Below are 12,863 nucleotides of genomic sequence, written 5' to 3' on the forward strand. Positions count from 1 at the left end.
GCCATTTCGAGGGCATCGGTCCCCGTAGAATTGCGCGGTCTTCTTTCCGACGCGCGGGTCGACCGGGCGGGTGCCTTGCCGCGCCCCGGGACCGGCGTTGTGCCCCACTACGAAGGAGCAGCTCCATGCTGAAGAAACTCGCTTTGCTCGCGACCGGCGCCCTGCTGGCCGCCGGCGCCCAGGCCCAGACCAAATGGGACCTGCCCAGCGCCTATCCCCCCAGCAATTTCCACGTGGAGAACCTGAACCAGTTCATCAAGGACGTCGGCAGCCTGTCCAACGGCAAGCTGGCGATCACGCTGCACAACAATGCGTCCCTGTACAAGGCGCCGGAAATCAAGCGCGCCGTGCAGGGCAACCAGGCGCAGATCGGCGAAATACTGCTGACCAATTTCGCCAACGAAGCGCCTGTCTATGCGCTGGATGGCCTGCCTTTCCTGGCCACGGGCTACGAGGCCTCGTTCAAGCTCTACCAGGCGCAGAAGCCCTTCCTGGAGAAGAAGCTGGAATCCCAGGGCATGATGCTGCTGTACGCCGTGGCATGGCCGCCGCAGGGCATATTCGCCAACAAGGACCTGAAGACGGTCGCCGACATGAAGGGGCTGAAATGGCGCGCCTACAGTCCGGTCACGGCGCGCATCGCCGAACTCGTCGGCGCCCAGCCCGTGACCGTGCAGCAGGCCGAACTGGCCCAGGCCATGGCCACCGGCGTGATCGACTCGTACATGTCTTCCGCGTCCACCGGCTACGACACCAAGACCTACGAGTACATCAAGAAGTTCTACGACACCCAGGCCTGGCTGCCGAAGAACGCCATCATTGTGAACAAGCGCGCCTTCGACGCGCTGGACAAGCCGACGCAGCAGGCCCTGCTCAAGGCCGGCGCGCAGGCCGAGGAACGCGGCTGGAAGCTGTCCGAGGAAAAGAACAAGTGGTACCAGCAGGAACTGACCAAGAACGGCATGGCCATCGTTCCGCCCAGCGATGAGCTGAAAGCCGGCCTGCAGAAGGTCGGCCAGCAGATGATCGCCGAATGGGTCAAGAGCGCGGGCGCGGACGGCCAGGCCATGATCGACGCCTACAAGAAGTAGCCATGCGACGTTTCCTGAACGCCCTGTACGGCCTGGGGGCCGTGCTGGGCGCGGTGTGCACCGTGGGGGTGCTGGTGTCGGTGCTGGCGGGCATCGTGGCCCGCCTGATGGGCTGGAACATCCCGGGCACCGATGCCTACGCCGGCTATTTCATGGCGGCGGCCGGGTTTCTCGCCCTGGCCAGCACCTTCAAGCACGGCGAACACATCCGCGTCACCCTGATCCTGAACGCATTGTCCCCCGCCCCCCAGCGCCGGCTGGATATTTTCGCCCTGGCGGTCGGCGTGGTGCTGTCGGCGGCGTTCTGCTGGTATGGCATCAAGCTGGCGCACGACTCCTGGTCGTTCAACGACATATCGACGTCCAACGACGCCACGCCGCTGTGGATACCGCAGGTCAGCATGGCCCTGGGCGCCCTCCTCTTCTTCGTGGCCCTGGTCGACGAGCTCGTGCGTCGCCTGAAGGGCCATGCACCGCCTTCGTCGCAGCAACTCCATGAATGATCTGGCTGTCATCACCATATTGATCCTGTCCATCTTCGCGCTGCTGGGTTGCGGCGTGTGGGTGGGCCTGACGCTGACCGGCACGGCGTGGATCGCCATGGAGATTTTTTCGAGCCGCCCGGCCGGCGACGCCATGGCGGTCACCGTCTGGGGGGCCGCGTCCAGCTGGACCCTGACCGCGCTGCCGCTGTTCCTGTGGATGGGGGAAATCCTGTTCCGCACCCGCCTGTCGGAAGACCTGTTCAAAGGCCTGGCGCCGTGGCTGGACCGCCTGCCCGGGCGCTTGCTGCACACCAATGTGATCGGCTGCGCCATTTTCGCCGCGGTCTCCGGCTCGTCCGCCGCGACCTGCGCGACCGTCGGCAAGATGACCATCCCCGAACTGAAGCGGCGCGGCTACCCGGAAAAACAGGTGCTCGGCACCTTGTCGGGCGCCGGCACGCTGGGCCTGCTGATTCCGCCGTCCATCATCATGATCGTCTACGGCGTCGCGGCCGACGTGTCGATCGCGCACCTGTTCATCGCGGGCATCATCCCCGGCATCCTGCTGGCCGCGCTCTTCATGGGCTATATCGCCTGGTGGGCGCTGCGCAATCCGCAGGACGTCCCGGCCCCCGATCGCCGGATGGCGCTCCGCGAAAAGCTGCACGAGGCGCGCCACCTGATCCCCGTGCTGCTGTTGATCGCCGCGGTGCTCGGGTCCATCTATACCGGTTTCGCCACCGCCACCGAGGCGGCGGCGGTGGGCGTGGTCGGCGCGCTGATCCTCTCGGCGCTGCAGGGCTCGCTCAGCCGCAAGGCTTTCACCGATGCGCTCATGGCCGCCACGCGGCTCTATTGCATGATCGCTCTGATCCTGGCGGGCGCCCAGTTCCTGACCCTGGCCATGGGCTATATCGGCCTGCCGCGCCAGCTTGCCGAATGGATAGGCGGCCTGGGCCTGTCGCAGTTCTGGCTCATCATGGCGCTGATGGTGTTCTTCATCATCCTGGGTTGCTTCCTGGACGGCATTTCCATCGTCGTCCTGACCATGGGCGTGCTGCTGCCGACCGTGCAGGCCGCTCACATTGACCTGATCTGGTTCGGTATCTTCATCGTGTTCGTGGTGGAAATGGCGCAGATCACCCCGCCGGTGGGTTTCAACCTGTTTGTCCTTTCCGGCATGACCGGACGCGAGCTGCCCTATATCGCCCGGGCATCGCTCCCCATGTTCCTGCTGATGATCGTCGCCGTGCTGCTCCTTTACGTGGCGCCCGGCATCGCGACCTGGCTGCCGCAACACATGCGGATGTAGGTTTTTCCGGCGTGGATCGCCGGCATGCGACGCGAAATGCGGACATGCCCGGCGCAGGCGTTACCCAGGGATCCGAAGCGCGGCATCGCCGCGCGGATCTCCGTAACTCCTCGAACTCCTTTCCTCCATGCCGCTTCCCTTTACGCCGCATTGCGGCTCGCTGCGTCCCTTCTGGCTTGCCGCCGCCCTGGCGCTGAGCGCCGCGACGGTCGTCAACCTGGATATCGCCAACCTCGCGATCGGAAATTTCGCCGGCAAGCACGCGCTTTATCACTTGTTGGCGGCTGCCTTCTCCGGCGCCCTGGCCGGACATCTGTGGGCGCGGCACCGGCCCCGCGCTCGCGCGATCGCGCCCCTGCTCGCCGCGGCCGCCGGCATGTTGATCATGGTGCTCTGCGGCCAGAACCACGTCGCCAAGCTCGACGCCGCGGCCGGCATCCTGCTGCTGGCGACCATCGCGCCCTATTGCGGCACCAGGCCCGCGCCGGAGGTCTTGTGGCGCTTCTGGCTGCGCCTGGCCACCGCCACGGTTCTGGGCATGACGGCAATACTGGTCTGCGGCGGCGGCGCGTCGCTCTGGCTGTTCAGCCTGAAGCAGTTGTTCGACCTTGACATACCGGCCGACCTCTACGTCCATCTTTGGGCCAGCGCGGCGATCGGGGTCGGGCCGCTTTTCGCGCTGTCGGCGGTCGGGCGGCTGGGCGAGGCGGCCGGCCCCGGGGGCGAAGCCGATCCGCGGGCCGGCACCGCGGGGCGTGCCATCCTGGCGCTGCTGTACTACGCCGTCATCCCCCTGACCTTGGCCTATGCGGCGATGCTGCATGTCTACGCCATGAAAATCGCCGTATCCGGCCAACTGCCCGATGGGGAAATCGGCTGGCTCGTCGTGGCCTTCGGACTGGCCGGGACGGCGGCCTACCTGGGCGCGTTTCCTTGGGGCGACACGGGGTCCCGGATCGTGCGGGTCTTCTTCAAGGGCTGGTTCGGGCTGTGCATCGTGCCGGCGATCCTGCTGGCTGTGGCGCTTGCGCGGCGCATCGCCGACTACGGCGTCACCGCGCCCCGCTATTACCTGGGCCTGTATGCGCTGTGGCTCGCCGGCACCGCCGTCTTTATGCTGCTGCGGCGCAACGGCAAGGATCCACGCAGCATGGTGGCCGCCATGGGCGCGCTTCTGATCCTGACGAACCTCGGGCCCTGGAACTCCGTGGCGGTGTCCGCGCGCAGCCAGGCGGCGCATTTGCGCGATGTGCTCGCACAGGCCTGCGAAATGCCCGGCGCATCGCCATTGCCGGATGCGGACCGGGCCTGCGTGCCGCCCGCCGGCCCCGCGCGCGAACGCGCCCGCTCGGCGCTACTGGCGCTGCAGGATCTCCAGGCGCTGGACAGGTTGCGGCCCATGTTCGAACGGGCCGGCAGCGCGCCGGCCGCCGGCACGGCCGACGCCCTGTATGACCGCCTGGAGGCGGCACTGGACACGGACGCGTCCACCACGCCACATGATGAACCCAGCCCCGCGGACCGGCCGGAGCGCGGTCAGGCGCCGCCGTTGTCCGACTGCCGCTGCCCGTAGCCGGTCAGTGTCACCGTGACCTGGCGCTGGTGCGGGCGCGTGCGGTGTTCCCACAGGTAGATGCCTTGCCACGTGCCCAGCGCCAGTTCGCCGCGCGCGATGGGGACGGTCAGGCTGACACCCGTCAAGGCCGTGCGCACATGGGCGGACATATCGTCGGGACCTTCCTCGTCGTGCCGGAACAGCGTGTCGCCATCCGGCACCAGCCGCGCGAAATAGCGCTCCAGGTCCTCGCGTACCTGCGGGTCCGCATTCTCGGTAATCAACAGCGAACAACTGGTATGCCGGGTGTAGACATGGGCCTGGCCGGTTTCGATGCCGGTGACGGACACCAGGGAGGCTATCGCGTCCGTCAGCTCGGTAAAACCGCGGCCAGGCGTGGCGATTTCGAGTTCTTCCTGCGCGATAAAGCGTATGGGCAGGATTTTGGGTGAAGCGCGTCTCATCGTAACTCCCGTGTCACACTTCTTGCGCCCGGGGGCGGGTATAAAAGTTTAGCCCCGACGTGTCGATTTCCGGACGTACCATCCGTCGTCAGGCAGGCCCACAATGCCGCGGACCGGGCCGCCGCGCTCCGATTCAAGGATTCGATCATGCCTACACCCACCTCCCACCCCATTCCGCCCGGCATGCCCACGCTTACGCCGCACCTGACCTGCGCCAACGCGCTGGCCGCGATCGATTTCTACGTCCAGGCCTTCGGCGCCCGGGAAGAAGGCCGGATGATGGACCCCGAGGGCAAGAAGCTGATGCACGCGATGCTGCGGATCGGCGATTCACCGCTGATGATGGCCGACGAGTTTCCGGGCTGCGGTATGGGCGCCGGCGGCAGCGAGGGCAAAGCCGTGGTGCTGCACCTCTATGTGAACGATGTGGACGCCGCGATGGAGCGCGCGCTGGCTGCCGGCGCCAAGCTGGTGATGCCGGCCACCGACATGTTCTGGGGCGACCGCTATGGCCAGTTGGACGACCCCTTCGGCCATCGCTGGTCCCTCGCCACCCACAAATTCGACGTCAAGCCCGAGGAAATGCGCGAAGCCATGCAGCGGCAGTTCCAGGGCGGCTGAATCGGCGTCAGGCCGGGCGCTCGCGCGCCGCCAGGAAACCCGGCACCGCCAGCACGCCGGCCAGGCGCGCGAACGCGACCTGTCCGGCCTCGATGCGCGGGGTCGGCATCAGCAGGTTCAGCGTGCCCAGGCAGACATCGTCGGCCACCACCGGCACATTGATGACCGACTTCAAGCCCAGGGCGACGATGGTGGCATGGTCGTCGAACGATTCCCGTATCGCGTCTTCGCCCTCGCCGACATAGATGCGGCGGTCCAGCAGCACCTGCTGGCCCCAGCGCGTACCGGCCTTCTGCTTGGAACCTCCCGGCGGGTAGGCAACCGGGTCCGAACTGTAGAGGCGGACCACCGCGATGCGCTCGGCATCGAAACGGTTGACCGTGCACAGGGCCTGCTGCAATACAGGCTTGGCATAAGCATCGATGGCGGCGAACAAGGCGACCGGATCGCGTCCCGCGCAGGCATCGGCGATGACGTCGATGCCTTGCAAGGGGGCGGTGGCGAAACCTGTCGGCTCTAGCGTGGCGAGTGTGGACATGTAGGCCAAATGGGAATCAGGGTCAATCGTCGGCCTTGATGCCGAGTTCGCGCACCAGCTTGCCGTACTTGTCGGCATCGCGCTGCAGCGTCTGCTGGAACTCGGCCGGCGTGGTCTGCAATACCTGCACGCCGATATCGCCCATCTGCTTCTTCACTTCGGGCAGCGCCAGGATGCGGTTGATCTCCTGGTTCAGCTTCTGCACGATGGCCGGGTCCATGCCCGCGGGACCGAAAGCGCCATACCACACGGCGAGCTCATAGCCGGGCACCGTCTCGGCCACCGTGGGCACATTGGGCAACAGCGGCGAACGCTTGTCCTCGGTCACGGCCAGCAGCTTGAGCTTGCCGCTATTGACGTGCGGCAGCGTCTGCGTGCCGGCGCTGAACAGCAACTGCGTGCGTCCGGCCACCGTATCGAGCACCGCCGGCGCGCCGCCGCGGTACGGAACGTGGACCATTTCGACGCCCGTCGCCTTCTGGAACAGCGCCGCGCTCAGGTGGTTGGTGGAACCGGCGCCCGCGGATGCGAAGGCGATCTGGTTGGGATGTGCCTTGGCATACGCGATGAACTCAGCGACGTTGTTCACCGGCAACTGGGGGTTGATGACCATGGTGTTGGTGACCAGGGCCAGTTCGGCGATGGGCGTGAAGTCCTTCACCCCGTCGAAAGGCATGGTGGCGTACAGCGCCTGGTTCATCGTGTGGGTGCTCATCGAGCCGACCAGCAGCGTATAGCCGTCCGGCTTCGAGCGCGCCACATAGGCCGACCCGATATTGCCGGATGCGCCCGAGCGGTTTTCCACGATCACGGACTGGCCCAGGGACTGGGTCATGTGCTGCGCGAGCAGGCGCGCCAGGATGTCGGTGGAGCCGCCGGCGGCCCAGGGCACGATCAGGCTGATGGTTTTTTCGGGATAGGCCGCCATCGACAAGCCAGGCAGCACCGCCAACGCGACCGTGGCCGCGCGCAAGAAACGTCGTAAGGAGTTCATGATGGATTCCCCAAGGTTGAGTCGCGGCCGGTACGGTTGCCGGAACGCGGAAGCTGAAAAAAATGGCCACGGCTTCAGCCATGGCCGGACAAAAAAACTAGCGGCCCACGGCATAGCCCTGCATGCCGCGCGGGTTGGCGGCGGCGCGCAGAAGCCGGCTGCCGCCCGCATCCGGTTCTCGCGTGCAGGCGCTGATGCGGCCTTCCGACCACTCCGCGCCGACCTTGACCTCATGGCCGGCCGCGCGCAGTGCGTCCAGCGTGGCTTCGGGAAAGCGGGATTCGAGCGTGATACGGTTCAGCGTCGGCGTGCGCGGCCAGAAAGAGCCGGGGAAGTGGTCGATATGCCAGGACGGGCAATCGATGGCTTCCTGCAGGTTCATGCCGCAGGCGGCATGGCGCAGGAAGAAGGCGACCGTCCACTGGTCCTGCTGGTCGCCGCCCGGCGTGCCGAACGCCATGTAAGGCTCCCCGTCGCGCAGCGCCATGCCGGGCGACAGCGTGGTGCAAGGGCGCGTGCCGGGACGCAGCGTGCCCGGCAGGTCTTCGTCCAGCCACGTCATTTGCAGGCGCGTGGTCAGCGAAAATCCCAGTTCCGGCACGGTGGGACTGGACGACAGCCAGCCGCCGGACGGTGTCGCCGATACCATGTTGCCGTCGCGATCGATCACGTCGATGTGGCAGGTATCGCCGACGAAGACCTCGCGCTCCAGCCATTCCTGCACCGGGGGCAATTGGGCGAAGGTCGGTTCGCCCACGCCGAAGCGGGTATCCGCATCGGCCAGCGCGCGAGCCGGCGCCTGCAAGTCCGGCAGGCGGAAGTCACGTCCGTCGGGGCGGCCGGGGCGCAGTTGCGCGGACGCGGCGGCGCCGATCAGGGCGGCGCGCTGACGGGCGTAATCATCGGACAGCAGCGTGGCCAGCGGCACATCGACCGCGTCGGGGTCGCCATACCAGGCCAGCTTATCGGCGAAGGCCAGCTTGGCGGCTTCGGCGACCTTGTGGACGAATTCGGGAGAATCCGGCGCGAGGTTCTCGATGCCCAGGTGGCGCAGCATGGCGACCTGCTGCAGGAACACGGGACCTTGCGACCAGGGACCGCATTTGGCGACGGTGTAGCGGCCGAACTCCGTCGTCGCCGGCGCTTCGTAGCGCGCCTGCCAGTTGGCCATGTCGTCCAGCCGCAGCAGCCCGGTGTTGCGCTCTCCCGTGCAATCGCGCACCGCCTGGGTGCGATAGAACTGGTCGATGGCCCGCGCGACAAAGCCGCGGTACCAGACGTCGATGGCGGCGTCGATACGGGCGCGGCGGTCGCCGGGAGCGCTGGATTCGTTCAGGATGCGGGTGTAGGTGTCGGCAATGCCGGGGGTACGGAACAGGCGCTCCGGGTGCGGCACCTTGCCATCCGGCATCCAGACCGCGGCGGACGAGGTCCACTCATCCCGGAACAGTCCCTGCACGGCATAGATGGCCTGCACCACGCGCGGCACCAGCGGGAAGCCGTTGCGCGCATACTCGATGGCGGGGCGCAGCACATCCGCCAGTTCCCAGGTGCCATGGTCGCGCAACAGCGTCAGCCAGGCGCCGAACGCCCCCGGCACCGTGGCGGGCAGCAGCCCGATGCCCGGCACCAGGTCCAGGCCCAGCCCCTTGAAATACGAAGTCGTGGCCAGGGCCGGCGCATTGCCCTGCCCGCACAGCGACTGCATGCGGCGCTGCGACTCGCTCCAGAACAGGATCGGCACTTCGCCGCCCGGACCGTTCAGATGCGGCTCCAGGACTTGCAGCATGAAGCCGCCGGCCGCGGCGGCATCGAAGGCGTTGCCGCCCCGTTCCAGCACGCTCATGGCAACCTGCGAAGCCAGCCAATGGGTGGAAGAGACGACGCCGAAGGTGCCGCGGATCTCGGGACGTGTCGTGAACGAAGGATTGGCCATATGCCCGCCCGGCTGCGCCGGATGTATCGAAACGCTTCCAGTATACGGAGGCGAAATAACAGATTTCCTGTTTTTTATAATGAGTCCATAAACAACTGGTTATGGGTACACCATGTCATCCGCCTCCACCCGCCTGCTGTCGCGCCTGAAGCTGCGCCACCTCACGCTCCTGACACGCATTTCGCGCGGCGAATCCCTGACGCGGGTGGCGGAGTCGCTGGGCATCAGCCAGCCGGCGGCCACCAAGGCCTTGGCGGAAATCGAGGACCTGTTCGGCGGCCCGCTGTTCGTGCGGACGGCGCGTGGACTGCACCCCACCCCCCTGGGCGAACTGGCCCTGGTCCGGGCGCGCCACATGTTGCAGGACATCGACCACTGGGCCGTGGAGATGGAAGCCTTGCGCGGCGGACACGCCGCCCACTTGCACGTGGGCGCGATACCGTTCATCTCGGCCCGCGTCCTGGTTCCCACGATCGAGCGGCTCTATGCCCAGCACCGCATCACCGTGCGCCTGGAGCGCGCCACCACGGACCAGTTGCTGCAGTCGCTGCGCGCGCACGCGCTGGACTGCGTCATCGGGCGCGCCTCCGTGATGATCGGCATGAACGAACTGCATCACGAAGTGCTCTATCCCCAGCGTCCCGCGCTGATCGCCAATCCGCGCCTGGCGCGGCGCATGGCGCGGCGTCCGCCGGATTGGCGCGAGCTGGGCGAGATGAACTGGATCCTGCCCACGCCCGCCACGCCGATCGGCAATATGGTCAGTGAACTCTTTACGCGGGCCGGCGTAAGGCCGCCCTCGCCCCGCGTACAGACCTATTCCATGGACGTCATCGCGGCGCTGATGCATGGCGACGACAGCCTGGTATCCATCGTGCCGGAGGACATCGCGGCGGACCTGGCGCGCGGCGGCGACATCACCGTGGTGCCCTGGCGCTTCGACTGGTCGCTGCCGCCGATCAGCCTGATCCGACGCAAGCGCGACGTCGCGCTGGAGGCCGAGGAGCGCTTCGCGGGGATACTGCGCGGCGTCTGCCGGGATATTGGCGGCCCACCGCACATTGTGGATGATGCGTAAATATTGGCAAATGCGCGAGGTGCGGTTCGCCTGCCCGGCGCGGCGGCTGGCCCCGGCACACACAAGGGCTTAGGGCGCGGCCGCGCGCAAGCTGACAGTACGATTCATCACCAAGCCACAGAGTCGGCAGACATTCCGGCCCGCCCGGATGCGTATGCTCTGCACGGTTTCCGCCGCTTGCGACGCCTACCCGGCGCCGCGCCCGCGCGGCGCGCGGCGGATCGATCGTTGTGGCACGTCCCGGAATGGGATGAAAGGAGAATAGGATGAAATTGCGGATCACCGTGCTGGCCGCCTCGTTGTTGTTCGGCACCGCGGCCCTGGCGCAAACGCCGGCTACCCCGCCAGCCGGGGGTGGGGTCACCGCGACCGGCGCCGCCGCCCAGGCCCAGGCCAATGACCGCGTCGAGGCCCACATCAGGCAACTGCACACGCAGCTGAAGATCACGACCGCCGAGGAACCGCAGTGGACAGTCGTTGCGCAGACCATGCGCGACAACGCCGCGCAGATCGACGCCTTGATCGCCAAGCGCGAGCAGGACACGTCCATGTCGGCGCTGGACGACCTGGATTCCTATGCGCAGATCACGCAGGCCAATTCCGATGGCGTGAAGAAGCTGGCCGCCGTGTTCGCGCCGCTCTATAACGCCATGCCGGACGACCAGAAGCGCAATGCCGACAAGGTGTTCGCCGAAACGCATCGGCGCCACGCGGCCCATACGCACAAGGCCGCGCCCAGCCAGGGCTGAGCCAGCCTTCAGGAAGGAACAACCCTATGAAGCGTCTTATCTTGGCCGGGCTTGCCGGCCTGGCCGGACTCGCCGCCCTGGGCGCCGGCACCACGGCGGATGCGCAGGTCAGCATCAACCTGGGTATCGGCGTGCCCCTGTATACGGAGCCGCCGCCGGTGGTGTACCAGCCGCGACCGGTCTATGTCGCGCCCCCGCCGGTGATCTACCGTGGCGGGGGCTATTGGGGCCACGACCGCCGCCCGCCGGTCGTCGTCGTTCACCACGATGACCATCACGATCACCACGACCACCACGGGCATCACGACGACTATCATCACTGAAAGAGGCGCCTGCGAACTAGCGCCAGCCGAATCCTCGCGTGTTGCTGACGCCGCTGTATGGCACCGCGTGAGGGCGGTGTTTCAACATGGGCACGAAGGCGCCATGGCCCGGGTTGCTCAGCGTCGCGGCGGACCAGAGCACGGTGACCAGGGCCGAGCCGAACGACACCAAGGCGTTCTGTCCCACATCGAAGACCTCGCGGGGTCCTTCCAGAGAAGCGGAGGCAGCGCGGGCGGGCGGCAAGCCGGCCTTGCCCGGGAAACCCCCGCGAGCAGCGCGATACGCGGTGCTGTCGACCGGACCAGCCGCCTCGATGCCGCCATGGTGGCGGTAGCTGAACGGGAAAGCCGCCGCCGGCGCGGCGGACTGGCCCAGGTTCAAGTCGCCGTGGCCGGTGGCAGTGGAAAGGCTGCCGTCCGCCCACGCGACTCCGGGTGCCAGGCAGGCGCCAACTACCATGGCAATTGCCTGAAGGCCGATGGACTTCACGAATGGACTCCTACGATGGGATAACGCTGGCGTGTGTCGGACCGCCCGCAATGGCGATGTCCGGACACGAACCAGCGGTGTGTGTACCCCACCCCGGCATTCCGTTCCCCGGCTTTCCCGGCCCTATTCCAGGCGGATCTGCATCTCGTCGCCCAGCTTGCGCACCGTCGCGACGTATTCGCGCAGCATGGCGTCGAACTGTTCCGGCGTGCTCGACTCGGGTTGGGCGCCGATTTCATTGAGCCGCGTGCGGACGTCGGGCAAGGCCAGGATCCTGGCGATCTCCGCGCTGAGCTTCTCCCGCACCGCCAGGGGCGTCTTGCCCGGCACCAGGGCGCCGAACCAATCGTCCGCATCGACGCCCGTCATGCCCGGCTTCCTCACAACCGGCACGCCAGCCATGAATTTCGCACCGGCGGCGGACGTGGCGCCCAGCACCAGCAGCCGGCCGTCGCGCGCCAGCGGCAAGGCATTGGGGCCCGGCGCGAAGGCATACTGCACGCGGTTCTGCATGACATCCGTCACGGCTTCCGGCGTACCGCGATACGGGACATGCACCCCATCGAAGCCATATACGGCGGCGAACTGCGCCGCATGCAGGTGCCCCGTACTGCCCATGCCCGCGGACCCATAGCTGACGCCGTCGGGGCGCTCCTTGGCGTAGGCGGCCAGATCGGCCAGCGATTTCACGCCCAGCGCCGGCGAGACGACGAGGAAGCTCGGCGAGCGCGCCATCAGGCCCACGCCGGCCAGATCCTTGAGCGGGTCATAGGGCAGCTTGCGATCCAGCGCCGACCGCACGCCGAAGGCGCTCGGCGCGATCAGCACTGTCTGTCCGTCCGGCTTGGTGGAAATCACATAGGAAGCGCCGATGACGCCTCCCGCACCCGCGCGGTTCTCCACCATCACGGGTACGCCCCAGGATTGGGTCATGTGCTGCGCCACCACGCGCGCCAGCACGTCGGTCGTGCCTCCGGGCGTCGCCGGGACGATAAAACGTATGGGACCATTCGGAAACGCCGGGCCGTCCGCGTGGGCGGCGGTGGCGGCGCACAGCGCGGCGCAGGCGAACGCCATGCGCAGGAAACGGGATCGAGATGTGGACATGATGGCAAAAGGCGCGCACCCCGGCCGCCATGCGGTCCGGCGCTACGCCACTCCTGTGACGATTGAACACAGCGCCATCGCGGTCCATAAGGCACCACGAAGGCCCCCCGCATCGGTCCC

Annotated in this window: 14 protein-coding genes; 8 read left to right on the plus strand and 6 right to left on the minus strand. The window is 67.2% G+C overall.

Going from position 1 to position 12,863, the window contains the following annotated elements; genetic code table 11:
* Positions 1-125: 125 nt before the first annotated feature.
* From BAU07_RS14335 to BAU07_RS14350, 4 genes are all read left to right on the plus strand, one after another.
* On the plus strand, positions 126-1,091 hold the full coding sequence (locus tag BAU07_RS14335) for a TRAP transporter substrate-binding protein (protein ID WP_066658921.1): 966 nt from the start codon (positions 126-128) through the stop codon (positions 1,089-1,091).
* A gap of 2 nt (positions 1,092-1,093) precedes the next feature.
* Positions 1,094-1,594: a TRAP transporter small permease gene (locus BAU07_RS14340; RefSeq protein ID WP_066658923.1), complete on the plus strand. Its 501-nt coding sequence runs from the start codon at positions 1,094-1,096 to the stop codon at positions 1,592-1,594.
* On the plus strand, positions 1,587-2,888 hold the full coding sequence (locus BAU07_RS14345; RefSeq protein WP_066658925.1) for a TRAP transporter large permease: 1,302 nt from the start codon (positions 1,587-1,589) through the stop codon (positions 2,886-2,888). The genes BAU07_RS14340 and BAU07_RS14345 overlap by 8 nt, the downstream gene beginning before the upstream one ends.
* Before the next feature lie 127 nt (positions 2,889-3,015).
* On the plus strand, positions 3,016-4,461 hold the full coding sequence (locus BAU07_RS14350; protein ID WP_066658927.1) for a DUF4153 domain-containing protein: 1,446 nt from the start codon (positions 3,016-3,018) through the stop codon (positions 4,459-4,461).
* Here the strand turns inward: BAU07_RS14350 and BAU07_RS14355 are convergent.
* Positions 4,425-4,907, minus strand: a complete 483-nt coding sequence (locus BAU07_RS14355) for a secondary thiamine-phosphate synthase enzyme YjbQ (RefSeq protein WP_066658929.1) — start codon at positions 4,905-4,907, stop codon at positions 4,425-4,427. The genes BAU07_RS14350 and BAU07_RS14355 overlap by 37 nt on opposite strands.
* 147 nt (positions 4,908-5,054) lie before the next feature.
* Between BAU07_RS14355 and BAU07_RS14360 the strand changes: the two genes are divergently transcribed.
* Positions 5,055-5,528: a VOC family protein gene (locus tag BAU07_RS14360; protein WP_066658931.1), complete on the plus strand. Its 474-nt coding sequence runs from the start codon at positions 5,055-5,057 to the stop codon at positions 5,526-5,528.
* Positions 5,529-5,535: 7 nt separating this feature from the next.
* On the opposite strand, the gene BAU07_RS14365 is transcribed toward BAU07_RS14360, so the two are convergent.
* From BAU07_RS14365 to BAU07_RS14375, 3 genes are all read right to left on the minus strand, one after another.
* Positions 5,536-6,066 carry a GAF domain-containing protein gene (locus BAU07_RS14365; RefSeq protein ID WP_066665451.1) on the minus strand — a complete coding sequence of 177 codons (531 nt, stop codon included), beginning with the start codon at positions 6,064-6,066 and terminating at the stop codon, positions 5,536-5,538.
* Between the two features lie 22 nt (positions 6,067-6,088).
* The gene (locus tag BAU07_RS14370) at positions 6,089-7,060 is read right to left on the minus strand and encodes a Bug family tripartite tricarboxylate transporter substrate binding protein (RefSeq protein ID WP_066658932.1); all 972 of its coding nucleotides are present in this window, start codon (positions 7,058-7,060) and stop codon (positions 6,089-6,091) included.
* 97 nt (positions 7,061-7,157) lie between these two features.
* Positions 7,158-8,996: a gamma-glutamyltransferase family protein gene (locus BAU07_RS14375; protein WP_066658933.1), complete on the minus strand. Its 1,839-nt coding sequence runs from the start codon at positions 8,994-8,996 to the stop codon at positions 7,158-7,160.
* Between the two features lie 112 nt (positions 8,997-9,108).
* On the opposite strand from BAU07_RS14375, the gene BAU07_RS14380 reads away from it, so the two are divergent.
* The 3 genes from BAU07_RS14380 (at position 9,109) to BAU07_RS14390 (ending at position 11,146) form a co-directional block, all read left to right on the plus strand.
* A complete protein-coding gene (locus BAU07_RS14380; RefSeq protein WP_066658934.1) occupies positions 9,109-10,074 on the plus strand; it encodes a LysR substrate-binding domain-containing protein in 966 nt (321 codons plus the stop codon).
* Positions 10,075-10,340: 266 nt separating this feature from the next.
* Positions 10,341-10,823, plus strand: a complete 483-nt coding sequence (locus tag BAU07_RS14385; RefSeq protein ID WP_066658935.1) for a Spy/CpxP family protein refolding chaperone — start codon at positions 10,341-10,343, stop codon at positions 10,821-10,823.
* A 26-nt stretch (positions 10,824-10,849) separates the two neighbouring features.
* A complete protein-coding gene (locus BAU07_RS14390) occupies positions 10,850-11,146 on the plus strand; it encodes a hypothetical protein (RefSeq protein ID WP_066658936.1) in 297 nt (98 codons plus the stop codon).
* A gap of 16 nt (positions 11,147-11,162) precedes the next feature.
* Here BAU07_RS14390 and BAU07_RS14395 read toward each other — a convergent pair whose 3' ends face one another.
* Positions 11,163-11,636: a hypothetical protein gene (locus BAU07_RS14395; RefSeq protein WP_066658938.1), complete on the minus strand. Its 474-nt coding sequence runs from the start codon at positions 11,634-11,636 to the stop codon at positions 11,163-11,165.
* A gap of 123 nt (positions 11,637-11,759) precedes the next feature.
* On the minus strand, positions 11,760-12,743 hold the full coding sequence (locus tag BAU07_RS14400; protein WP_084025761.1) for a Bug family tripartite tricarboxylate transporter substrate binding protein: 984 nt from the start codon (positions 12,741-12,743) through the stop codon (positions 11,760-11,762).
* Positions 12,744-12,863: the final 120 nt, after the last annotated feature.

This window comes from Bordetella flabilis (assembly GCF_001676725.1).
In the GTDB taxonomy this organism is placed as follows: Bacteria; Pseudomonadota; Gammaproteobacteria; order Burkholderiales; family Burkholderiaceae_B; genus Bordetella_C; species Bordetella_C flabilis.

Coding starts and splice junctions, on each gene's coding strand:
- BAU07_RS14335 (WP_066658921.1), top strand. CDS start 126: ATGCTGAAGAAACTCGCTTTGCTCGCGACCGGCGCCCTGCTGGCCGCC.
- BAU07_RS14340 (WP_066658923.1), top strand. CDS start 1,094: ATGCGACGTTTCCTGAACGCCCTGTACGGCCTGGGGGCCGTGCTGGGC.
- BAU07_RS14345 (WP_066658925.1), top strand. CDS start 1,587: ATGAATGATCTGGCTGTCATCACCATATTGATCCTGTCCATCTTCGCG.
- BAU07_RS14350 (WP_066658927.1), top strand. CDS start 3,016: ATGCCGCTTCCCTTTACGCCGCATTGCGGCTCGCTGCGTCCCTTCTGG.
- BAU07_RS14355 (WP_066658929.1), bottom strand. CDS start 4,907: ATGAGACGCGCTTCACCCAAAATCCTGCCCATACGCTTTATCGCGCAG.
- BAU07_RS14360 (WP_066658931.1), top strand. CDS start 5,055: ATGCCTACACCCACCTCCCACCCCATTCCGCCCGGCATGCCCACGCTT.
- BAU07_RS14365 (WP_066665451.1), bottom strand. CDS start 6,066: ATGTCCACACTCGCCACGCTAGAGCCGACAGGTTTCGCCACCGCCCCC.
- BAU07_RS14370 (WP_066658932.1), bottom strand. CDS start 7,060: ATGAACTCCTTACGACGTTTCTTGCGCGCGGCCACGGTCGCGTTGGCG.
- BAU07_RS14375 (WP_066658933.1), bottom strand. CDS start 8,996: ATGGCCAATCCTTCGTTCACGACACGTCCCGAGATCCGCGGCACCTTC.
- BAU07_RS14380 (WP_066658934.1), top strand. CDS start 9,109: ATGTCATCCGCCTCCACCCGCCTGCTGTCGCGCCTGAAGCTGCGCCAC.
- BAU07_RS14385 (WP_066658935.1), top strand. CDS start 10,341: ATGAAATTGCGGATCACCGTGCTGGCCGCCTCGTTGTTGTTCGGCACC.
- BAU07_RS14390 (WP_066658936.1), top strand. CDS start 10,850: ATGAAGCGTCTTATCTTGGCCGGGCTTGCCGGCCTGGCCGGACTCGCC.
- BAU07_RS14400 (WP_084025761.1), bottom strand. CDS start 12,743: ATGTCCACATCTCGATCCCGTTTCCTGCGCATGGCGTTCGCCTGCGCC.